We start from the raw sequence: 21,545 nt of genomic DNA, 5'->3' as shown, positions 1-21,545 counted from the left end.
GGTGGCAACCGCCGCGAAAATTCCGAGCTGTGTCAGCATCGCAGCAACAGGTGCAGAATCCTCTGGGGGAAGCGTGACCCTGCGTGGACGGTTGACCACCGCTTTCCTCCTGGTCGTGCTCGGACCGGTGCTGCTCGGCGCGTTCTTCGTCGGCGCCACCGTCGCAGCCGTCGGGCAGAGCCGGTCGCTGGAGCGGCTGGAACTGGCCGCCGCCAGTGTCCGTACCTCGATCAACGCCATGTGCGCGCAGCTGGAGGCGGCGGCCGGGTCGATCGCCGTACTGCCCGAACCCGGGCAGGTCACCGACGCCGCGAACCAGGTGGTGGCCCGGGGGATCGCCTCGACGGTGCGGGTCAGCCGGGCCGACGGCACCGTGGTGGCCCAGATCGGCGACCCGCCACCGTCGCCGTGGATCGGCTGTCTCAGCGGCACCGCCGCCGGCGGGGCCGCCGCGACGGACTCCGCGCCGACCGGCCGGCCGACCACCGACGCGTTGGCCGTCGTCGCCCACGTGGAGGTCCGCGACCCGGCCGGCAGCCTGGTCGGCCAGGTCGCGGCCGCGCAGCTGCTGGATGCCACGTTCGTCACCCGGCTCGCCGCCGCCAGCGGGGTCGGGGTGACCCTGTTCGCCGACACCGACGCCACGACGGTGGTCTACAGCACCGAACCGGCGACGGTCCGCACCAGCGTGGCCGCGACCGCCGCCGCCCTGACCGACGGCGACACCGCCACCGACGACACCGGACGACACGTCCGGCGGCTCGGCCCGGCCGACGGCCAGCCGCTGCCGCTGGCCCTGTCCACCCCACGGGAGCAGCTGTCCGGGCTGTACACGATCCTGGTGGCCACCGTCGTCCTCGCCGGACTGCTCGCCGTCGTCGCCGCCTGGTGGCTGGCCCGCTCCACCACCCAACCGTTGGCCGAGCTCGCGCACGCGGCCAGCCGGGTCGTCGACGGCGACCTGACCGCGCGGGTGCCGGTACGCGGCACCGACGAGGTCAGTGAACTGGCGACGATCTTCAACCGGATGACCCGGGAGGCCCACTCCTACGTCCAGGCCCTCACCGCGAGCCGGGACCAGCTGCGCGGCCAGTTGACGATCCTCGGCGACACCCTGTCGAGCACCCACGACCTGCAACGGATCCTGCGGGTGATCCTGCAGACCGCGCTCGCCGCCACCGGCGGCCGCGACGGCGCCGTACTGGTGCTCGACCCGGCCGCCGGCGTCCTGGTCGGGCAGTCGTCCCAGCCGCGACCACCGGCCGGCTCCGACCCGGCGGCCATCAGTGCCACACCGACGCCGGCGGGCGCGGTGCCGGTACCACCGGGCGCGGCACCGGCACCGTCGGACACCCTGCAGGTCCCGCTCGGCAGCGGCCTGCTCGGCTCGGTCGCGGTCAGCGGCAAACCCCGGCGGGGTCGGATCGAACGTGACGGCCCGGTGCTGTCGGCGTACGAGCCGGCCTGCCGGACCTACGTGGCGGTGCCGTTCTCGGTGCCGAACTGGAGCGACGACGGCGCGACCGCCGGCGCGGGGTCCGCCGGTCCGCGCGGGTCCGCCCGCCGCCAGTCGACCAGTCCGGCGGCCTTCGGGGTGCTGGCCGTCTACGACCGCCTCGGTGGGGACGAGTTCGACGACGCCGACCTGATGACGCTGCGGACGTTCGCCGGGCACGCGGCCGTCGCCGTCAACAACGTCCGGATGCACAAGGAGGCGGAGCGGCTGTCGGTGACCGACCCGCTGACCGGGCTGTGGAACTACCGGCACCTGCGGGAGTCGATCAACCGGGAGATCGAGCGGGCCAACCGGTTCGGCCGGATGCTCGCCGTACTCGTGCTCGACCTGGACCGCTTCAAGGAGATCAACGACACGTACGGGCACGGCGCCGGGGACACCGTGCTCGTCGAGTTCGCCCGCCGGGTACGCATGGAGATCCGCGAAGTGGACCTGGCCTTCCGACAGGGCGGCGAGGAGTTCGTCGTGCTGCTGCCGGAGACGGACGTACGCGGCGGCGTGATCGTCGCCGAGCGACTCTGCGAGGTGATCCGGGCCAGCCCGTTCCGGGTCGAACCGCACACCGGCTCCGGTCGGCGGGGACCGGCGACGGTCTCGGTCACCGTATCGATCGGGATTGCCGTCTACCCGGACCACGCCGACGGCGGAGACGCCGTCCTCGATGTCGCCGACGACGCGCTGTACGCGGCGAAAGCCGCTGGCCGCGACACGTTCCAGGTGGCCAACCGGGCTCCGCAACGCACCGCCCGGGTCCCCGCCGGTGGCGCGGCGGCCGACCCGGAGGGCGGACAGACCCCCGGCGGCGGCGCGTCTTTCGGGCCACAACCGCCGCGACAGACCCGTGGCCGATAGTCTCGCGGCATGTCGGAGCATGCAGCCACCCCAGCAACGACCCCCACCGCCGGCACGGACCGGCGGGCGGTGAAGGCGGTCATCCCCGCCGCCGGGCTCGCCACCCGGTTCCTGCCCGCCACCAAGGCCGTACCGAAGGAACTCCTCCCGTTGGTCGACCGGCCGGTCCTGCAGTACATCGTCGAGGAGGCCGCCGCCGCCGGGATCAACGACGTCCTGCTGATCACCGGTCGCGGCAAGACCTCGATGGTCGACCACTTCGACCGGCAGCCGTACCTGGAGGGCCGGCTCGCCGACAAGGGCGACCAGGAGCGGCTCGCCGCGGTCCGCCGGCCCAGCGAGCTGGCCGACATCTACACCTGCCGGCAGCACGAGCCGCTCGGCCTGGGCCACGCGGTCGGCTGCGCGCAGAGCCACATCGGCGACGAACCGTTCGCGGTGCTGCTCGGCGACGAGTTCGTCGACGAGAACGACCCGCTGCTGCCGGCCATGATCGACCTGCAGGCCCGGGCCGGCGGGATCGTCCTGGCGTTCATGGAGGTGCCGCCGGCCGAGACCAAGCGGTACGGCATCGCCTCGGTCGAACCCGCCGCCGACGCGGTGCAGAACGGTGCCGAGATCGTCCGGGTCACCGGCCTGGTGGAGAAGCCGTCCGCCGAGGAGGCACCGAGCAACCTGGCGGTGCTCGGCCGCTACGTCCTGCCGGCCAGCATCTTCGAGGCGATCAAGCGGACCAAGCCGGGCAGCGGCGGTGAGATCCAGCTGACCGACGCCATGGCGATGCTGCTGGCCGAGGGAACGCCGGTGCACGGCATCGTCTACCGGGGCACCCGCTACGACACCGGCGCGCCGCTGGGGTACCTGCAGGCCGTGGTGCAGATCGCCTGCCAGCGCGACGGGCTCGGCGACGACTTCCGGGCCTGGCTGAAGGAGTTCGTCGCCGACACCCCCGGGGTGCCCACTACATGACCGCGACGGCCGGTGCCGAGGCGGCCTTCAACGAGCTGACGCCGCTCGCCGACTACCTGGGCAGCGTGCTGCGCAGGATTCGGCCGCTGCCGCCGCTCGACCTCGACCTGACCCAGGCGCACGGCAACCTCCTCGCCGAGGATGTCGTGGCGCCGCACGCCTTTCCCGCGTTCGACCAGGCCGTCATCGACGGTTACGCGGCGCGGTGGGAGGACATCGCGCCGGCCGGCCGGGGTGGCAAGGCGATCCCGGCCAGCCGGTCGGCGTCGGCGCAGCCCCGGTCGGTACGGCTCAACGTGGTCGGCGACCTGGGTGCGGCGAGCTGGCGGCCGGTCCGGCTGACCCCGGGCACCTGCTTCTCGGTGGCGGCCGGCGCGCCGCTGCCGGTCGCCGCCGACGTGGTGGTGCCGATCGACTGGACCGACCAGGGCATGGCGGCGGTGGAGATCTTCCAGGTGCCGCGGCGCGGCTACGGGCTGCGGCGCGCCGGTGACGAGTTGCCGACCGGGGCGGTGCTGGCCCGCGCCGGTTCCTATGTGACCCCGGCGATGGTGGCGGTCTTCGCCGCCACCGGCATCGGGCACGTCGTCGTCCGGCCCAGCCCTCGGGTGGCGATCGTGGCGACCGGCGACGAACTGGTCGACGTGGGTCGCAGCAGCCAGCCGGGGCAGGTGGTCGACGCGAACTCGCACGCGCTCACCGCGGCGGTCGCCGAGGTGGGCGCACTGGCGTACCGGGTGGGCATCTGCGACGACGATCCGGAGGGGCTGCGGGGGCTGCTCGAGGATCAGGCGATGCGGGCCGACCTGATCATCACCACCGGTGGCACCGGCACCGGGCCCGGGGACATGGTCCGGCGGATCTTCTCCCGCCGGGAAGGGGCCCGCGCGGGGCCGGTCGAGTTCACCGACGTCGCGCTCTATCCCGGAACGGCCCTCGGATTCGGTACGGTCGGAGCCGAGGAGGTGCCCGTGGTCTGCCTGCCCGGTGAACCCGGTTCCGCGTTGGTCGGCTTCGAGGTGCTCGGCCGGCCGGTGATCCAGTTGCTGGCCGGTGCCGAGCCGGTGTTCCGCCCCAGTGTGCGCGCCCACCTGCTGGAGACGGTCTCGTCACCGGCAGGTCTGCGTGAGTTCCGGCCGGCCAACGTCGCCGAGCGGCGCGGCGGCGGCTACACCGTGCAGCCGCTGCCCGGTGGGCCGTTCACCCTGTCCGGGCTGGCCGAGGCGAACGGTCTGCTGGTCCTCGGGGAGCGGGTGACCACCGCCGCCGCCGGTTCCACCGTCGACGTGCTGCTGCTGGACCGGCAGCGGTGATCGGGGACGAGGCACCGGGCTGGCCGGTGGTGCTCACCGACGGGCCGGTGGTCCTGCGCCCGTACCGGCGAAGTGACGCCGCCGAATGGTCGGCGGTCCGCCGCCGCAACCAGGCCTGGTTGGCGCCCTGGGAGTCGACGCCGCCCGGCCCGTGGTACGACCTGAACTCGCCGGACGCGTTCCGCTACCTCTACCGCGACCAGCGCCGGCAGGCCCGGCGCGGGGAGAGCATGCCGTTCGCCGTCTGCCTGGTCGAGTCGGGTGCGCAGCGGTTCGTCGGTCACCTCAACATCGGCAACATCGTGCGCCGCGCGTTCTGCTCCGGCTACGCCGGATACTGGGTGGACACGGCTGTCGCCGGGCGCGGGGTGATCCCGACCGCGTTGGCTCTGGCAGTGGACCACGCCTTCGCCTCCGGTGGGTTGCACCGCATCGAGGTCAACATCCGACCCGAGAACCTGCCGTCACGGCGGGTGGTGGAAAAATTGGGTTTCCGTGAGGAGTCCTACCACCACCGGTACATGCACATCGACGGTGCCTGGCGTGACCACATCGGATACGCCCTGACCAGTGAAGAAGTGCTGGTCGAGGGAGGACTGCTGGCCCGGTGGCGGCGGCTGAGAGCCAGCGCACACTGAACCATTCCGTCGGCGGTGGTCGGCGCGGCGTACAAAATTCCTGGTCGGACGCCCGTAACCTCAAGTAACGAGAAGGTACGGCAACCTATCACGCCTTCATGTTCGAGTGCGGGTGGCTGGTTGCCTCGGGGTGACGGGAGGGGTGAGGGTGCCGACCTCGGTGCTCCTCGCCGTCCTCGCCGCCGCCGGGCTGCTCGCCCTCGCACCGGCACTGGTCCGCCGGTACGACGCTACCGAGCGCCTGGTGGCGGAGCGGGCGCAGTCGACGGCGCGGGTGCTGCAACGCCGCCGCCGTCGCCGTACCGTGCCCGGACGCACCCCGCTGAATCCGCCCCGCGCCCGGCGGCTCACCCTCCGTCCGCCTGCGCCGGCCGGTGACGGTACGGGCGGGAGCAGCCCGTCTGAGGCGCTCGCGGCCGCGCCGACGAGTGCGCCGCCTGGTGGTCGCGGAGGCGCTGAAGGTCGCCGACGTGGCGGCCGGCTGAGCCTGGTCCCGGCGGCCGGCCGCCACCCCCGCCGGGTCAGCACCCGCCGGCACACCCCGGCGGTGGTCCGTCGTCGCCGGGTCTTCGCCGCACTGCTGCTGCTCAACCTTGTCGAGCTGATCGGCGTCCTGGCGGTCGGCCCGGGCTTCTGGATCGGCTTCGCGGTCACCGCGCTGCTGCTCGCCGCCTACCTGGTGCACCTGCGGAACCGGGCGATCATGGAGCGGCGCCGTCGCCGCCAGCGGGCCCGGGAAGCCGTCTGGCTGGCGGTGCGCCAGGCCGAGGTGCGTCGGGAGCAGGCCCGCCGGGCGGCGGCCCGTCGGGAGCAGCAGCGCCGGCTCGCCGCCCAGCGTGAGGTGATGCGTCGCGCCGCGATGGGTCTGGACCGCCCACGTGACCTGCCGGCCGCAGCCAGCGGTGGTGGTGGCCGCGGCAGCGGTGCTGGTGGCGGTGGGGTCACCGGGTCGGTCTCCTACCGCCGCACCGGTGGCCTGCGTGGCCGGGCCTACGAGGCCGGCCGCAGCTACGACACCCCCCGCTCCTGACCCACCCCCTTCTCCGCGACGGCCTTCTCCGCGACGGCCTTCTCCACGACGGCCTTCTCCACGACGGCCTTCTCCGCGACGATCTTGCGGTTATCGAGGACTTTTGTCGGAATTGTCGGTCGATAAGTGCAAGATCGTCGGGATCTTGGGCGGTGGTGTCGAGCCATGCCGGGAGTGATTCGCGTGCCAGGTGCCCGACCTGTTAGCCTTGTCGCCGGTCCACTGCCCGGTTTGCCTGGCGGCGGGCCCACCCGTACAGGGGGCTGTGGCGCAGTCCGGTAGCGCACCTCGTTCGCATCGAGGGGGTCAGGGGTTCGAATCCCCTCAGCTCCACATAGCTAAGGCCCTGACCAGCAACAACGCCGGTCAGGGCCTTAAAGTTTGTCTATGTAATTTTGAATCACCCCCCGAAAACCCCCCACAAACGTGTGGGCGCGGTCGCGTTCGTGGGCGGCTGGGTCTGCCCGGCTTGGGGCTATCAGACGTTCGCCCGCGAGCGTCTAGGTTGCCGGGGGCGGTCTATCGCCTGGGCGGTCGGGACCGGCTGTCGTCGGGCTGGCACCGAGCTGTTCGAGGATGTGGGAGCTGTCCGGGGCGAGTGCGGGTTTGACGATGTAGAACGTGTTGGTGACTTCCTCGCTGGCGTGCCCGAGTTGGGCGGCGGCGCTCTTGGCGTCGGCCTCCTTGTCGATGAGGGTGGCGACCGTCTTGCGGAAGGTGTGTGGGGTCACCCATTCGAGGCCGGTGTCGGCGCGGGCTTGACGCCACTGACGGCGGACGTTGTGTGGGGACAACCAGGTGCCGCGCCGGGAGGCGAAGATCGCGTCGTGGGGGTTGTCGGCGGCGGTGAGCTTGCGCGCCAGCAGCATCCCGACCGCGAATCGGGACAGGATGACAGTCCGGTATCCGGCGTCACTCTTGGTCCACTCCTGTCGGAAGAAGCCCTTGCCCTTGAGGTAGACGATGGTGCCGCAGATGGTCATGGTAGGGAGTTCGGCGGCGAGGTCCGCGTCTTCCCACCGCCCGGCCAGAACCTCGCCGATGCGGGCACCGGTGGCGAGCATGAGGTCGACGATGTCGGCCAGGTCGCCGCTGTGCCGAGGCCCAGGCTTGCCGGGTGTGGGCTGTTGCCACTGACGGATCGCCGAGCGGACGCCTTCCAAGTGTTCGGCTTCGAGGGCGCGCACGATGCGGCGTGGCTTGCGAAGGCGACCGGTTTCCCGGACGGGGTTGGTCGTGAGCGCACCACGGCGTACCGCCAAGGCGAACATCTGCCCGAGGACGACCTTCGCGTTCTTGGCCGCTGCCGGACGGGTCTTGGCGACCTCAGAATCGCCACCTCGTAGAAATCCCGTGGAGGTAGCGCGGGCATGAAACGGTAGCCGAGCAACGCGCGCGGGACTCGGGTGGTGGGCGGCGCGGTCGATTCTTGCGGGAGATCGACATGGTTCCGCGCCGCCCACATCAGGTTACTGGTCTCGTACCTGGTTGATCTCGGGTGCCGGCCCGGCCGTGGCCTGAGCCGGGACGTGAGGAAGTCACGTGGTGGGCTTGCCGCCGAGGGGTGCGGCCGGCGTGGCGTGGTGGTAGCGGGGGTGTATGGCAGGTGGTTGTCGGAGGAGGTAGCGCAGTGCGGACGCGGCGATTGAGGGGAGGTAGCCGGCGGTGCGCCACTGTGGGTCGCCGTCGAGGTGGTGGCCGGCGGCGGTGAGCCCGGTGTGGATGCCGGGGAGGTGGGCCGCGCCCCAGATCATGACGGTGTCGTCGGTGGTTGTCGTGGCGGCGTCGAGGGCGAGTGCGGTGCGGGTGTCGGTGAGGACCTGGGTGACGGCCCGCATGCGGGGGTCGCGGTGGGGCCGGGGTACGGCGTTCTTCGCGGCCAGGGCGGCGATCATGCGCGTGCTGATTGCGAAGAAGGCGTAGACGCGGCTGAGTCGCCAGACCTGCTGGTCGGGCCAGTCGAACAGGGCGCGGCGGGTGGTGAGGTAGTGGGTCATGGCGTCGGTGCCGGCGTGGCGGATGACGTCGAGGTCGGTGAGGTCTTTGCGTTGCCAGGTGGGGTGGTGGAGCAGGCTGGGTTGGCGTACCCAGCCGAGGGGAGCCATCCGGACGGTCTCGAGGTCGCGGAGGGCGTTGAGGTCGTCGAGGACGGCCTGCTCTGCCTGGGTGGGGTTGTCGCCGGGGGTCTGGTACTGGGCGTTCTCGTAGTGGACGACGTATCCGTCGTGTTGGTAGCGGTCGATGTCGTGCAGCAGCTGGTGGTAGTAGGCGGGCTCGGCGTAGTGGTGGGTAGCGACGACGATGATTCGTTGCCCGCTGTCGGGGTGGCGGTAGGCGCTGAGCGGTGTCTGGAGGATGAGGCGGCGGCGGCCGGTGGTGAGTCGGAGGTAGGGGGTCATGTGCTGGTTGTCCTCGGTGCGGGTGGGTGGGCGCGGTCGGTGGTGAGGATGGTGAGGATGTCGGACAGGGCGATGGGGTCCAGGTCGAGCACGATCTCGTGGTGTCGGGGGTCGTAGTCGACGTTGACGACGCCGACGAGGTAGTGCTCGCCAAGGCGGACGCTGACGGGGTTGGTGCGGCGTCGGGCGAGGAGCGCGATGATCTGCTCGCGGTTGAGGGTGTCGCCGCGGAAGGTATGGCTGGTGGGCATGCTTCGGCCGGGGATCGCCTGGCGGTACCAGCGGAGGGTGGGAATCTCGTGCCAGCCGGGCCAGTCGGTGTTGATGGTGGTCCATCCGTCGCGTTGGCGCAGGACGATCTGTTCGTGGTGGACGAGGGTGGCGTCGCCCGGATGCGCTCGCAGGAGGGTGACGACGCTGTTGATGATGTCGGCGGTTTCCTGGTCGGCGTTGGTGTGGTGGGGCCGGTGGCGGTAGAGCAGTTCGAGGCGGGCGTTGTGCTGGCCGTAGGAGCCAGCGAGGTTGTCGTCGTCGTCGGGGTGTAGGGGCCAGGCTTCGACGGTGATGCCGTCGCGGGCGACGCCGATCTCGACCGGTTCGGCGTGCAGCACGGTTCCGACCAGGTTCAGGACGATGGCGACCGGTGCGGTGGCGGTGGTGTAGAGGCGGTACTCGGCGGCCATGTCAACTGCCGGTGGGGACGCGGCCGACGTGGGACAGGGCGAGGTTGCCTTTGACCACCAGGTCGGTGTGGAGCAGAAGCGTACGGAAGGCGTCGATGTCGTCGGGAGTCATGCCGGCGGCGACGAGCCGGTCGCGGATGACTCCGGCGGTGGCGTAGGGCAGGAGACAGCCGGCCTGTCGGCCGGTCCAGGTGCCGGTGTGGCCGGTCGTGTCGACGTGCAGGCCGAGGGCGCGCATCGCGTGGTGGGCGTGGCGGCCCCATGTCAGGTCGTTGCCGGAGCCGGTGAGTACAGCGCCGAACGCCCGGTGGTAGGCGGCGAAGAGCCGGTCGGCCTCGTCGGGGTCAGGGGCGGACAGTACGGAGCTGCGCCAGGTGGGTTCGAACTCCTCGACGATGAGCAGCCCGCCGGGGGTGAGGGCGTCGACGAGCCGACCGAGTACGGCGGTGCGCTGGTCGGCGGGCAGGTGCGCGAGGAGGAGCCGGACGTGGATGAGGTCGTAGCCGTCGTCGGGTAAGGGGTCGGTGACGATGTTGTGGCGGATCAGCCGGACGCGGGGGCGTCGGCGGCTCGGGGTGAGGTCGATGTCGGTGGCGGTGACGTCGCCGTGCGGGGCCATCTCGGCGAGGGTCGCGGCGATGCAGCTGGCGCCGACGGCGACGACGAGGCATCGGGCGTCGGCGCGGACTCCGACGCGGCGTAGCTGCCGGCGGGAGAACGGGTCGAGCATGCCGGCCAGGGCGTCGAGCATGACCGCGTTGTCGTCGCGGGTGTCGGGTGGGGCGTCGCCGAACAGGTAGGTGGACGTGGTCACAGCTGTCTCCTTCAAACAGTAGGGGTCAGCGGGCATGGCCTGGACCCGGCGGTTCGGATGCGCGCCTGCCCGGGGGTCAGGCGGTCGTGTGGCGGATCCACGGCGCTGCCCGAGTGCAGGCGGCGGTGAGGAGCCCGTACATCGCGGTGCTCATGGCGGCGAGGACCGTGATGGCGGCGAAGGCCATGTCGGCGCGGGTGCCGGCGTTCTGGATGACGACGCCGAGCCCGGCGAGCCCGCCGAACAACTCCGACACGACGGCGCCGATAAGGGCGAGGGGTAACGCGATCCGCAGCCCGGAGCACAGGTGCGGTAGCGCGGCCGGTAGCCGGACCTTGACGAACGTCTGCCAGCGGGACGCGGTCAGGGATCGGGCCAGCTCGACCAGCTCCGCCGGGGTGGCCGTCAGGCCGGTGGCTGTCGCGAGGGCGATCGGGAGGAAGCACATCAGCCAGACCAGGACGATCTTCGGGCCGGCGCCGAAGCCGAGGGCGATGATCAGCACCGGCACCAGGGCGGGTTTCGGTAGCACGCTGAGGACCAGCAGGGTCGGGGTGATTGCCCGCGCCAGTGGCCGGGACATCGCCAGGACAGTGCCGAGCATGACCGCCGTGCCGGCGGCGAGCGTGTAGCCGGCCATCGCCGTGGTGAGGGTGACGGCGGCGTGGTGGAGCAGGTAGCCGGGCTGGTCACGGATCACGGCGGCGACCGCGTACGGCGGCGGCACAACATAGTCGGCGACGCCGGACACCTCGACGGCGGCCCACCAGACGGCGACCAGCCCGGCCACACCGAGGACCGGCGGGCAGGCTCCGGCGACCACCGTCCGCAGCCGGGCCGTGGCTGCCGAGGCGAGACCAGGCGTTGGCGGCGTGGGTCGGTTCATTCGACGAGGTCGGGGGCGATGATGTCCGGCGGCGTCAGCCCAGCGGGTATGGCCCCGGCACCGTGCAGGATCGCGATGTTGCGGGCCACCCTCGCCTCGTCGAAGTGGCCGAGGCGTCCTTCTGCCGGGGTGACGTAGCCGCGCAGCGCGGTCAGCTCGGCGGTAGCGAGGTGGGCCTGCTGGCCCTGCGTCTCTGGCTGTGCCGCGTACGCCTTGCCAGCCGGCTCGGGGTCCTGCATGCAGTAGACCAGACCGCGTAGCAGCGCCCGGTTGAACCGGCGGACCACGTCGGCACGGTTGGTCGCGGTCGCTGTGGAGACGGCCATCGCCGAGCCGTGCAGGTCACCGATCCAGTCGACGAACGGCAGCACCGACAGGTCCTGCTTCGCGACGGACCGCACCGACTCCACCGCCGGCACGAACTGGCTGATGGCGTCGACTCGTCCTTCGGCGAGCAGCGCCGCGTGCTGGGCCGGCACCGGGTTGCTCACCCACTGCACACCCGAGGGGTCGAAACCGGCCAGCTGCGCGTACGTCGGGAACAGCACATGGTTGATGCCGCCCGGCAGGTACGACAACCGCCGGCCCGCCAGGTCAGCCGGCGTGCGGATGCCCGACGACGCCAACGCGACGAAACACGCCAGGTTCCGCTGGTGCAGCACCGACGTCAGCCGGAAGTCCCGGATGCCGCCGGGCGTGCTGGCCTCGATCATCGCGGCACTCACGTCCAGCGTCGCCACGTCGACCTGCCCGGCCGCCAGAAGCTTCAGGTTCTCGCCCGACCCCTTGCCCGGCAGCACCTCCACGGCCAGGCCCTCGTCGCGGAACCAACCCTGAGCCCGCGCCACCAGCAGCGGCGCTTCCCGCCCCTGGAACCCGGCACCCGTCAACACTCTGACCGTCTGCACAGCGGCGGGGCCGGGAGCGGGCAACCGACCGCAAGCCGAGACAGCTACCCCGGCCGCGACAACGGCCCCACCGGCGAGTAGCCGGCGGCGAGTGATCGTACGCACCATCAAGACCTCGCTTACTTAGCAATACATGTCGGGATGAATGAAGGGCGCGGACATCAGGAAGCCGCAGCAGGGCAGAACGGGATGGCCTGCCCTCCCGTCCTCGACGACGGGGGACGCCCAGGCACAGGAGGGCAGGCCCTGGCAGAGGTGTCCCGCCTCAGCCCCTACGCGAGGAGGCACCTCAACCAGACCGAAAACCTAGATTGCTAAGTAAGACAAGTCAACACCGGAGCACTTGACTTACTTGCCAACACAGGTCAGCGCGTGATGCGATGGCTCCACCTACGCGAGGAGCCCGCCGTGCCGACCCCCTCCCAGCCCGCAGAGCCGGTCTTCCGCCGGATCATGCGCGACATCGAGACCGCCATCGCCACCGGTGACCTCAAACCCGGTGACAAGATCCCGTCCACAGCGGAGCTCGGCGAACAGTACGAATGTTCAGCACCCACCGTCCGCCAAGCCCTCGCCCGCCTCCAGGAACGCGGCGTCCTTCAAGGCCACCAAGGCCGAGGCGTCTACGTCAACAGTGCGCCGGACTGACCGCTACGCAACCAAAGTGCCTGCGGCTCACGCGCGCGACCGGTCGTCGTCGGACAGGCTGCCGACGGGTAGGGGGCAGGCGTGTCGGGTACGCCGGCTCGGCGGCAGGTGTCTCGATCGACTCTTATGCACCGGAGGCGTTCTACCCCACAGACGTTGTTCTCGCCGGGTCAGTGGTGCGCGCCTGAGCGAGGACGGTGGTGAGGGCGTCGCGCATCATCTCGCCCTGGACGAGGCGTACGTAGTGCGACCGCCTCTCCTCGAAACTCCCCAACTCGATACGAACGAAATCGGTTCGCGGCGGGTCGTCGACAAAACGAACGAGTTGGAGGGTCACTTCAGTCGGGTACCGCCCCGGTTGCGGGTTGCAAGCGTAGCGGCGACCCCAGTGGGCCGGCGGTGATAACTCGGGATGGAACTCGCTTGGCCCGCCAGCAGTGCACTCGGTCAATTCGCACCAGTCCGGGTGCGGGTCCCTGATGATATCGGGCGCTACTCGAAGATGGTTATCCACAGTCGTCCTTTCGTGTCGGAGATCGCTGTTTACGCTGAAGCTGCGGATCGCATGGGTATGGGGCCGAGGTTGCGTGGCCGGATCGGGAGGCTGTCGGTGCCGTCAACGTCTGCAGGCTCGGCTCGGGCCATGACGTTGCGCGGGAGGAGGGAGTCGACGCTGGTTCCTCCGCCAGGCAGTTGGTATCTCACGAGCAGCGCGAGGTGTGAGTTGGTGTCGACGACGCCGGGTCGCCACTGCTCAGCGCGCGGCGGCCACACCCAGACGGCGTCGGCGGGTCGGTACGCCGTGGCGTCGGCGATGTCGTCGGGGTGGCGCTCGGTCGGGTCGATGACCGGGGTGGGCATCATCGCTCCTTGCATTTCTATTCAAGGGATGTAGTGGAGGATCGTGGCTGGCTTGTGAGGGCGAGAGTCGATCCTGTCGTTACGTGTCGCACTGTCTCGGAACGCCCATGGCCAGGCGTGCGGCCGGCACATATCGGCCGGACATGTGGTCCTGCTCTCCGACCTCAATCACGTCGCCTAGCTATCACGGTTTCGGCCAGGTCGAGCGCTACGGAAAGCGGATCACTCGCCGTGGCTGGAAGGTAGCCTTGGTCTAACCCGCTCGCCTTCATCAAGGGGCGTAGTGTCCCTTGATGTTCGGCCGCGACCGCCGAGTGACTGATGAGGTCACGCGCTGCGTTCGCGTCCTCTTCGTGGATAGCATTCGCCACCAGCTGTTTGATCAGTCCATGTGCGACCTCGGTTGGCAAGCCCACCGAGAGGTCCAGGGCCGTCAATCCAAGGCGAACGCGGAATACTGCGAGCCCGGGAGTTCGCGGTACGGCTGACACTCGATCGATGAGGTCAGCGTGGTCGACGGCGACCGTCCCCACGGCCAACTCCTGCCAGGTGTTGAGGAGCCCACGCACCGCTTGCTCCCACGGCGCTTCGATCTTGGTGGCCGCGAGGAGAGCCACTGCTGATGGCCCTTCGTCCCGCAGGAGATGGGCGACGATCGCGACTTGTCGTCCATCAAGGAGGGTTGGCTCGATCCCGTCGTATCGGCGTACATGGGCCACGGCGTCGTCCCACCGTCCGGCAAGGGTGAGGGCCCGGGTGCCGTCGGAGAGCAGGGTGCCGCGCAGCCATTTGACGATCTGATTGAGTTGTTCGGGATCAGCGGGAAGTTGTCGAGGGTGTATTTCCAGGTCGTCCAGCAGAGCGGGGCTGCCGCCGACGATGGCCGTGTACAGGTGGGTGAGTAGGCGGTACGCCCCGTCGCCGTCGCCTTCACGAATGCGCAGGCGAGCGAGGTTGACGACTGGTTCGAGAGCGAAGCGGGCGGTGTAGCCGTTCAGTGGGGCTCGGTTGAGGTAGATGCTCGCGTGGCGGCGGCACCAGGTGCGGGCACGATTGGGGTCTCCGCAGTCGGAGGCGACGAGGGCCGCCCCGTTGAACACCATGGACGCCTTGTCCGGATCGCTCTCGCGGTGTGCGGTCTCGGCGAGCCTGACGAGCCGGTCTACCCGAGCGTCCAGGGGTTTGGCGGGCGGTCGTTTACGGGCGACGAGAGGGAATCGGGCCGCGATGGTGGCGGCGGCAAGAGACGGAGTCATGGTGTCCTCATCTGCTGCGGAAGGGCCGCATGGTGGCAACGAGGTCCGTCCCGGTCGTGCGTGACGTCTCAGCTGCGCTCGTCCCGGGTCGCCGGGGCGGGACAGGGCATGGCACCGTCCCGGCGTGGATGCAGTCAGAAGGCGATCGTGAGGATGGTGTCGGATCGGCTGATGTCGCCATGGTCGGCGGGTCGGGTTCCTGCGCGGTGGGCAGTGACGGTGGGCTGGTTAGGGCGGCCCGCAGCGTTCCATCGGTCGAGCAGGTTGGTCAGCTCGGTGGCGAGCGTGGTGGCATCCGGTCCGTGGGCAATCGCGCCGACTTCGTGGTGGCCGTCGCCCGCGTCCTGGAAGGCGAGGTAGGCGATGGTGCCGCCGTGGTAGATGGCGGCACCGGCCCACCGGTAGGCGGGGGTGACCAGCCCGCTGGTGCGGGCGGTGTCCCCTACGCCGAGGCGACCGAACGGCCGGTTGGCGTGTGCGAGCAGCCACAGGTCGAGGTGGCCGATGGGGTCGTCGTCGGTGACCTGGATGCCGGTCCAGCGTTCGAGCCGGGGGTGGCCGAGGGCGCTGGCGAGGGCGGCGCGGTCGGGCTGGTCGGTGGTGTCGAGTTTGAGGACCACGTCGGTGTCGAGGCGTACGTGGTGGTCGGTGTGTTCGGTGCTGCCGCGCATGGGGACGAATCCGCAGACCAGCGGCGTCGTGGTGCTGACGAGCTGGTGGGGGCCGGTGCGGTCGAAGGCGAAGCATCGGGTCAGGCCGCTTTCGTGTACGCGCAGGGGCACGACGATGCGGCCGTGGTCGGCGAGTTGTTCCCACCAGGCGGCGGAGATGTCCCAGGCTCCGGCGGTGACGATGATCCGGTCGTGGGGTGCCTGGTCGGGTTCGCCGAGGGCTCCGTCGCCGCAGATCACCTTCACGGTGTCGTAGCCGGCGCGGTCGAGGGCGGCGCGGGCGCCGTCGGCGAGGTCTTGGTCGAGTTCGATGGTGACGACCGTGCCGCCGGGGCTGGTCAGCTCGGCGAGTAGGGCGGCGTTGATGCCGGTGGCCGCGCCGATCTCCAGGACGCGGTGGCCGGGTTGGGGTGCGAGTTGTTCGAGCATGTCCGCGACGAGGCTGGGGCTTGACGCTGATGACAACGCGGCACCGCTGGGGTCCCGTTTGGTGACGATCTGGCGGCGGGTGTAGACGGTTTCCAGGTCGACGCCGGGGAGGAACTGCTCGCGGGGGACCGTACGGAATGCGTGCGCGACGGGTGCCGAGCGGATGTGGCCGCGCTGTTCGAGCGTGCTGGCGAGTTGTTCGCGCAGCGTCGCGGCACTCGACGTTTCCGGTGCGGTGGGGAAAGTGTTCACTGCGTTGACCCTACTGTTGATCTTGGTGGCGGGTTGATAGCCGGATGGGGTGTCGAATGGGTGGTGGAAGGTGACGGTTACGGCCGCCGTCGCGAGCAGCCAGGCATCTGCGGCGGAGATGCCGAGCCGGTTGAACAGGAACAGTAGGTGGTGAGTCAGCACCTCGCGTAGGTCGCGGGTCAGCGCGCCGTGCCGGTCGAGGAAGCCGAGGTCCGCGCCCGCTTGGACGTGGGCTTTCGGCCAACGCGGGGTGACGGCCAGCGGGCTTCCAACCGCATCGTCGGCTGCGGTGATCAGACGCTGCACCGCCGCGATCAGCCGTGGGCTCGGCGCGGGGGCGCTCGGCTGGTGCCGGCGCGAGGCGAGAAGCCGCCAGACGTCGCCCTGCTCGGAGAGCTCCAGTCCGGCGGCGCGCATGAGGCGAGTGGCGAGCAGGACGCCGAGTTCACGCCGATGGGCGCCGCCGGTGGTGGCGAAATGGCCGAGGATGTAGCGGCTGTCCGCGTGGAAAAGGGTGTGAGCGATCGTCATTGCCTGGTCCCCACCGAAGGCGTATGCCTCGGGCCGGTAGATGGGCTCGGTGACACCGCGGATGCGGTCGTCGTCGGTGATGGCAGCGAGGAGGGCGTAGACCTGTGCGAGCCGGTCGCCGGGCAGAAGCCGCAGCCGCCACGTCTCCCGCTTACGGATGAACCAGAAGGCGGTGATTGTCCGGTGGTCTTCGGCACCGGTGAGCTCAGGGGCGAGCCGCGTTGCGGCGTAATCCTCAGCGCTCTGCCAGTCCGAGAACGTGAGGTTGATCTGGCGCCATCGGCTCACCTGCGCCACGCCGGGTGGCTCGGTGTCGGGTTCGGAATCGAGATCCACGATGCTCTCCTCGTCTAGTTGATCAGCAGGCTGGTGGCCCAGCGGACGTCGGTGCCGGTCGCGACGGTGTGCAGGGTGAGGGCGATTCCGGCGGGGCCTGTGATCAAGCCGGACCGTGCCGGGGTGGTGTCCGTGGCGTGCTGGACCAGCAGGCGCACGATCTCGGGCAGCTGGTGGTGCGGGCTGGTGGTGCGGGCGTCGGCGGCTGCGTACCAGGCCGTAGCGGCAAGCCCCGCCCAGCCGTGACACAGCGACGGATCGACGATCCGGCTGAGTTGGAGGGGATCGGCCAGGCAGCGGGTCAGGGCCTCTTCTGCCGCCTCTTGCCGGGCGGCGTCGTCGAGAGCGATCCCGGCTAGCTGCTGGGCGCGGGCGACGCCGGGGGTGCCATAGCACCAGGACGGCCGCGCCGGTCCCCTCATGGAGGATTTCCCGGCGTGCAACTCCGCGACGGTGATCTTCTCTGGCCACCACGGTCCCGCAGGGCTGGTCTGCTGCCAGCAGTCGAGCCACGTGCAGATCCGGCGGATCGCCTCCGCGTGCCCCGGCACCCGGATGTTCTGCCGCATGGCCAGGGCCAGGAGAGCCAAAGGGCCGGCGATGCCGTGCGCCATTCCAAAGTTGGCATGTCCGCCCTGCTCCGAACCTTCGCGACCGGCGGGGTCTGCGCTCCACCAACCCGGCGCGAGTCGGCCTGCGGTGTCGTCGGTGTGCACCGGCTCGGTGAGTCGGACCAGGTACGCCAGCACCCGCCGGAGCAGATGTCCGTCCGGGGCGCGGCGCAGCAGGTGGGCTCCCAGGCCGGTCAGCCCACGTACGAGATCGAACTCCGACAGCGAGGGCCGGGCACCCGCTGCGAGGCGTGCCGTGGCAGCGGTCAGACGGCGTTCCACCAGGTCATCGAGAGCATGATCAAGCGCGTCCAAGGCTGCTGGGCGGGAGTGCGGCATGGCGATGGTCAGCGCGTGAGTGACAGCGGGTGCGCCGAACCAGAGTCCGGCTCCGCTGCCGTTGTTCAGCGTGTCAGCGGTCGCGCGGCGCAGCCATGCATGGACCGGTTCCCATCCACCGTGTCCTGTCTGCGCTCGCACCCCGTGTAGGAGTGCCACCCCGGCGGCACCCCGGGACAGCGACTGGGCGTACCAGCGGGTACTGCGTGGCCCGTAGTCGTCAGCTGCGAAATCCGGGGACGGCGGCTCCGTCAGGGTGTCGGTGATACATGCGGCCATCGCCTCTGCCGCTCGTAGCAACGGCGTCCTCAGCGGTGCTCCGGTCATCGGGATGCTCCTACGGCGCGAACCCGGCGGCGCACCGCCGCCAGCGCGACATGGCGGGCCAACCGATAAGTGAGCTGTTCGGAGTCTTCGTCGGGACCGAGAGCGCGAACGACGTGCAGGTGTATCAGCGACGCGAGCACCGAGGCGGGGGTGAGTGGACCGGCGACGGCGGACAGTTCGGCGGCGTACCGGTTTGCGGCCCTGGAGCGTTCCTGCCATGCACGCTGGATGGGCTCGGGAAGTTCGTTCGGGTCGAGGGTGACCGCTTGCCGCAGCACGTCTCGCTGGATCGGTGCCTGCCCGGTTTGCTCGGGGCGCGCCACCAGCCACTCGCATCCGTCGGTGCGGCTGCCGAGCATCGAGGTGGCCAGGTCGACCATGCTCAGGGCTGTCAGTGCCTGCCGATTGATTCGCGACTCGGGCTGCGCTACGAGCTGGGCCAACACCGCGGTGGAGTCGGCGGCGAAAAGTTCCTCGGCTGCTGCCAGCGCGGTGCTGTAGCCATACCGGCCGGACTCGGGATGGTAGGCGTCCAGGCTCCAGCCGCCGGCAAGGCGCTGCTGTCGGAGCCCGGTGACCCACCTCCCGACCCGTACCGCCGCGTCGCCGTAGTTATCGGTGTGCAGTCGTAGTCGAAGATGCGGGGTGGGGCGTCGCATGCGCACGAACCACCACAGCGGTGGCTTGGGCCAGTCGGCGAGCAGCGCGGGCAGCCCTCGGGTCAAGACCAGCTCCACCGTCGCGGGGTCGACGGCCACCGAAGCGGACAGCAGGCCACTGGCACCCGGTGCGAGCGGCTCGGGGGGAGCAGGTGGCGGCCAGGTGCCACGCGCGGTAAGCGCGGCCGGCGAGGCAGCGGGCGCAGCCCTCGAGGCGACGGGCACGACGATCTCGTGGGCGCGTCCGGAGAGCCAACCGAAGTCCTCTGGGCTCGCTGCGTCCACCACGGTTGCCGGTCCTGCGCTGGCGTCCAGGTGGGCACGCAGCAGGGCAAGATCCATGGACTGTTCGAGGTGGAGCCGAAGCCTCTGGTCACCGTTGCCGACCTGCACCCATGCCGGCAGCCGCAGCCTCCTCCTAAGCGCCTCCCAACCGATCAACCATTCGCCATCGCCTGCGTTCGCACCGGGCAGGGCCGTCGGATCGACGCGCCACCGGGCCGCTGCCAGGAGGACGCGGCCATACCTCAGCGCGGGTCGGAACGGCAAGCAGGAAGCCGCACCCCAGTCGAACGGCTTCATTCGAGCATCCGTGGCTCGCGGCAGCTCCAGGAGAAACCGGCCGAGCAGCGGCATCGTGTGGACGGCGGCGGCATGCGCCACTGTCGGCTCCACCACCTGCCGCCGCGACATCGACACCAGGACCAGCCGATCACGACCGGCAGTCAGACCGAGGTCGTCGAGGCCAATCACGTTCTCGGCCACGGGCCGGTGCTCAGCCAGGCTGACCATCCATGGAAGTACCTGCGGAGAGTTGAGCACGTTCTGGCTGTGCAGCTTGCGCGGCGGGAAGCTCAGCTGCGCCGGCATTGCCCCGGCCACCGCGACAGGAAGACGGGCGAACTCTCGGCGCATCAACTCCCGATCGGCGTAGGGCAGCCCGTCGAGGAAGCGTCCGCTCGTCGCCATCGCCGAGCGGCCCATGCCGGTCAACGCGACAGTGAACTGTCCCTTTGTCAGCGCCTCCAGCGAGACCGCGCGGACCTCTGCCGAGACGTCGACGTGAGGGCTGACAGGTCCCGTGACCCGGTTAGTACCGGCAAGCCAGTCCACGGCCGTGTCATCGAGGACCACCTCACGAGCGCCGTCGATCAATGCCTCCTGAGCCATCGCGAGCAGGCGCTCGTCACGGCCCGACAGTGGAGCCGCAGGCGCGTCGGCCACAGTGCCGAAGTGTTCTGGGAAACCCAACCCGACCAGCGGATCTACCAGCCGATCCAGCGGCACCACCGCCGTCATCCCGTAGCGGTCGACGAACCGGGCACGGTACGCGCGCCACTCGGGCCGTCCCGCCGGATCTGGCGTCAGCCGTCGTAGCACCTCGACCGATGCGGCGATCTCGGCGGCGACCTGCTCCGGCAGGGTGATCCGATTCGCGAGCTGAAGATCCACCGCGAGCGGCTGGGTGGCCGCTGCCACGCTGCGCATGCGGTCGGCGAGCCCACGAAGGTACGTCGCGCTACCTGCGCTGGTACCACCGAGACGACCATGCAGCGAGCGCAGCTCGACCCGAAGGGCTCGCTGTCCCTCAAGATCACCGTCGAACGCCGCATCGAGGGTGTCCAGGACATGCCTGATCGGGTCTGCGCACGTCGATGGTGGTCGGAGAGCGGAGATCAACACGCCGTGGTCCACCAGGCCGGCAACCATTGCGTCAGCGGACGCGCGTGGGGAGCCGGGAAACGCGGCAGCGACCGAGTCGACCAGTTCATCCCACGGCACAGGGGCACCGGCGAGCGATACCGCCAGCCGTACCGCTGCGGTGTTCCTCACTGAGGTCGATTCCGCACTTGCCGAAGCGTGCGGCCGGCGCGCCACGACGATCCGGGGCCCGTTCACCAGCGCCAGGTTGTTCGCCTGCACGGGCAGACGGCGGCGCACGTCGGGCTCAGCTTCAAGCCGCGCGATCAGGGATGCGAGCCAGCTCGCGTCCGGCCGTACCCGGATCGCCGGCTGCCCGGCTGGCACCACCGCAGCCACCGTGTCGAACCGCAGGGCCGCCACCCCCGAGAACAACCCGAAGGGAGTCGCACGCCGCTGCGCACGGACCAGGTACCTCGCGAGCGCCAGCGCGACCCGCCACTCTCGGTCCGGAGTTGCGCCTCCTGCGGCGAGGACCGTTTCTACGCGAGCAGCGAACTCAGGGCTGGCGGCCCAAACAGCTTCGGCCAGGCCGACCTTCCACCACGTCGCCTGCAACCAGTCCCCGATACCGGAGGCGTCACTCCGATCCGGCCAAGGCGCCGGACCGTCGGGCCATGAGTGAGCGGCAATGCGGATCGTCGCGGCATCGACCGACCGAAACATGAGCAGTCCTCCTTCCGTCACGAGATGTTCCTCCAGGCATATGGCTGGGTGCGGGGTGCTGGTTCCGGCAGACATCGGAGGATCGCCTGCCGGAACCAGCGAGGGTGTTGGGTCAGCAGTCGCCGTTCTTCTTGGTGTCGCAGCCGTCGTCCGTGTCCGCCAGCAGGGCGGCGGCGACCGGACCCTCCGTGACGATCTGCACGTCGAGCTCGAACGGGTCGTCGCTGACGTCGAGCATGCTGTTCATGGC

At 70.3% G+C, this 21,545-nt stretch carries 17 protein-coding genes, 1 tRNA gene and 1 pseudogene; 7 read left to right on the top strand and 12 right to left on the bottom strand.

Going from position 1 to position 21,545, the window contains the following annotated elements; genetic code table 11:
* Window positions 1-73 precede the first annotated feature (73 nt).
* The 6 genes from ACN28F_RS11620 (at window position 74) to ACN28F_RS11595 (ending at window position 6,651) form a co-directional block, all read left to right on the top strand.
* Entirely contained in the window at window positions 74-2,368 is a 2,295-nt protein-coding gene (locus ACN28F_RS11620; protein ID WP_421357697.1) for a diguanylate cyclase, read from the top strand.
* A gap of 9 nt (window positions 2,369-2,377) precedes the next feature.
* A complete protein-coding gene (locus ACN28F_RS11615; protein ID WP_289208004.1) occupies window positions 2,378-3,337 on the top strand; it encodes a UTP--glucose-1-phosphate uridylyltransferase in 960 nt (319 codons plus the stop codon).
* On the top strand, window positions 3,334-4,650 hold the full coding sequence (glp, locus tag ACN28F_RS11610) for a gephyrin-like molybdotransferase Glp (protein ID WP_289208003.1): 1,317 nt from the start codon (window positions 3,334-3,336) through the stop codon (window positions 4,648-4,650). The genes ACN28F_RS11615 and glp overlap by 4 nt, the downstream gene beginning before the upstream one ends.
* The gene (locus ACN28F_RS11605) at window positions 4,647-5,288 is read left to right on the top strand and encodes a GNAT family N-acetyltransferase (protein ID WP_289208002.1); all 642 of its coding nucleotides are present in this window, start codon (window positions 4,647-4,649) and stop codon (window positions 5,286-5,288) included. The genes glp and ACN28F_RS11605 overlap by 4 nt, the downstream gene beginning before the upstream one ends.
* A gap of 142 nt (window positions 5,289-5,430) precedes the next feature.
* Window positions 5,431-6,318 carry a hypothetical protein gene (locus ACN28F_RS11600; protein WP_421357696.1) on the top strand — a complete coding sequence of 296 codons (888 nt, stop codon included), beginning with the start codon at window positions 5,431-5,433 and terminating at the stop codon, window positions 6,316-6,318.
* 259 nt (window positions 6,319-6,577) lie between these two features.
* A tRNA-Ala gene (locus tag ACN28F_RS11595) sits at window positions 6,578-6,651 on the top strand.
* 167 nt (window positions 6,652-6,818) lie between these two features.
* Here ACN28F_RS11595 and ACN28F_RS11590 read toward each other — a convergent pair.
* From ACN28F_RS11590 to ACN28F_RS11565, 6 genes and pseudogenes are all read right to left on the bottom strand, one after another.
* Window positions 6,819-7,646: pseudogene (locus ACN28F_RS11590) on the bottom strand (tyrosine-type recombinase/integrase); the annotation flags it as partial.
* Between the two features lie 210 nt (window positions 7,647-7,856).
* The gene (locus ACN28F_RS11585; RefSeq protein WP_421356901.1) at window positions 7,857-8,717 is read right to left on the bottom strand and encodes a hypothetical protein; all 861 of its coding nucleotides are present in this window, start codon (window positions 8,715-8,717) and stop codon (window positions 7,857-7,859) included.
* Window positions 8,714-9,400: a SitI3 family protein gene (locus tag ACN28F_RS11580; protein WP_289206427.1), complete on the bottom strand. Its 687-nt coding sequence runs from the start codon at window positions 9,398-9,400 to the stop codon at window positions 8,714-8,716. Before ACN28F_RS11580 ends, ACN28F_RS11585 begins: the two co-directional genes overlap by 4 nt.
* A gap of 1 nt (window position 9,401) precedes the next feature.
* Entirely contained in the window at window positions 9,402-10,214 is an 813-nt protein-coding gene (locus ACN28F_RS11575; RefSeq protein ID WP_421356900.1) for a class I SAM-dependent methyltransferase, read from the bottom strand.
* Between the two features lie 76 nt (window positions 10,215-10,290).
* Window positions 10,291-11,100 (bottom strand): ABC transporter permease, encoded by an 810-nt coding sequence (locus tag ACN28F_RS11570; RefSeq protein WP_421356899.1) that lies wholly within the window; start codon window positions 11,098-11,100, stop codon window positions 10,291-10,293.
* Window positions 11,097-11,990, bottom strand: a complete 894-nt coding sequence (locus ACN28F_RS11565; protein WP_421357695.1) for an ABC transporter substrate-binding protein — start codon at window positions 11,988-11,990, stop codon at window positions 11,097-11,099. Before ACN28F_RS11565 ends, ACN28F_RS11570 begins: the two co-directional genes overlap by 4 nt.
* Before the next feature lie 426 nt (window positions 11,991-12,416).
* On the opposite strand from ACN28F_RS11565, the gene ACN28F_RS11560 reads away from it, so the two are divergent.
* Window positions 12,417-12,656, top strand: a complete 240-nt coding sequence (locus ACN28F_RS11560) for a winged helix-turn-helix domain-containing protein (RefSeq protein WP_421357694.1) — start codon at window positions 12,417-12,419, stop codon at window positions 12,654-12,656.
* A 543-nt stretch (window positions 12,657-13,199) separates the two neighbouring features.
* Here the strand turns inward: ACN28F_RS11560 and ACN28F_RS11555 are convergent.
* The 6 genes from ACN28F_RS11555 to ACN28F_RS11530 all read right to left on the bottom strand — a co-directional run bounded on the left by ACN28F_RS11555 (window position 13,200) and on the right by ACN28F_RS11530 (window position 21,542).
* On the bottom strand, window positions 13,200-13,517 hold the full coding sequence (locus ACN28F_RS11555) for a hypothetical protein (RefSeq protein ID WP_421357693.1): 318 nt from the start codon (window positions 13,515-13,517) through the stop codon (window positions 13,200-13,202).
* 164 nt (window positions 13,518-13,681) lie between these two features.
* Window positions 13,682-14,773 carry a hypothetical protein gene (locus ACN28F_RS11550; RefSeq protein ID WP_421357692.1) on the bottom strand — a complete coding sequence of 364 codons (1,092 nt, stop codon included), beginning with the start codon at window positions 14,771-14,773 and terminating at the stop codon, window positions 13,682-13,684.
* Between the two features lie 134 nt (window positions 14,774-14,907).
* Entirely contained in the window at window positions 14,908-16,992 is a 2,085-nt protein-coding gene (gene fxlM, locus ACN28F_RS11545) for a methyltransferase, FxLD system (RefSeq protein ID WP_421357691.1), read from the bottom strand.
* A gap of 14 nt (window positions 16,993-17,006) precedes the next feature.
* Window positions 17,007-18,269: a lanthionine synthetase C family protein gene (locus ACN28F_RS11540; RefSeq protein ID WP_421357690.1), complete on the bottom strand. Its 1,263-nt coding sequence runs from the start codon at window positions 18,267-18,269 to the stop codon at window positions 17,007-17,009.
* On the bottom strand, window positions 18,266-21,295 hold the full coding sequence (locus ACN28F_RS11535; RefSeq protein ID WP_421357689.1) for a lantibiotic dehydratase: 3,030 nt from the start codon (window positions 21,293-21,295) through the stop codon (window positions 18,266-18,268). The genes ACN28F_RS11540 and ACN28F_RS11535 overlap by 4 nt, the downstream gene beginning before the upstream one ends.
* Window positions 21,296-21,407: 112 nt before the next feature.
* On the bottom strand, window positions 21,408-21,542 hold the full coding sequence (locus ACN28F_RS11530) for an FxLD family lanthipeptide (protein WP_421357688.1): 135 nt from the start codon (window positions 21,540-21,542) through the stop codon (window positions 21,408-21,410).
* Window positions 21,543-21,545 lie beyond the last annotated feature (3 nt).

Source organism: Solwaraspora sp. WMMA2101, from assembly GCF_049179175.1.
Taxonomy (GTDB): domain Bacteria; phylum Actinomycetota; class Actinomycetes; order Mycobacteriales; family Micromonosporaceae; genus Micromonospora_E.
Note: the sequence above shows the minus strand (reverse complement) of the source record. Positions and strands in the feature narration are given on the sequence as shown.

What these genes read in the sequence shown, in the direction of transcription:
- ACN28F_RS11535 (WP_421357689.1), bottom strand. Translation starts at nt 21,295, where the DNA reads ATGTTTCGGTCGGTCGATGCCGCGACGATCCGCATTGCCGCTCACTCA.
- ACN28F_RS11615 (WP_289208004.1), top strand. Translation starts at nt 2,378, where the DNA reads ATGTCGGAGCATGCAGCCACCCCAGCAACGACCCCCACCGCCGGCACG.
- ACN28F_RS11550 (WP_421357692.1), bottom strand. Translation starts at nt 14,773, where the DNA reads ATGACTCCGTCTCTTGCCGCCGCCACCATCGCGGCCCGATTCCCTCTC.
- glp (WP_289208003.1), top strand. Translation starts at nt 3,334, where the DNA reads ATGACCGCGACGGCCGGTGCCGAGGCGGCCTTCAACGAGCTGACGCCG.
- ACN28F_RS11585 (WP_421356901.1), bottom strand. Translation starts at nt 8,717, where the DNA reads ATGACCCCCTACCTCCGACTCACCACCGGCCGCCGCCGCCTCATCCTC.
- ACN28F_RS11540 (WP_421357690.1), bottom strand. Translation starts at nt 18,269, where the DNA reads ATGACCGGAGCACCGCTGAGGACGCCGTTGCTACGAGCGGCAGAGGCG.
- ACN28F_RS11530 (WP_421357688.1), bottom strand. Translation starts at nt 21,542, where the DNA reads ATGAACAGCATGCTCGACGTCAGCGACGACCCGTTCGAGCTCGACGTG.
- ACN28F_RS11570 (WP_421356899.1), bottom strand. Translation starts at nt 11,100, where the DNA reads ATGAACCGACCCACGCCGCCAACGCCTGGTCTCGCCTCGGCAGCCACG.
- ACN28F_RS11580 (WP_289206427.1), bottom strand. Translation starts at nt 9,400, where the DNA reads ATGGCCGCCGAGTACCGCCTCTACACCACCGCCACCGCACCGGTCGCC.
- ACN28F_RS11555 (WP_421357693.1), bottom strand. Translation starts at nt 13,517, where the DNA reads ATGCCCACCCCGGTCATCGACCCGACCGAGCGCCACCCCGACGACATC.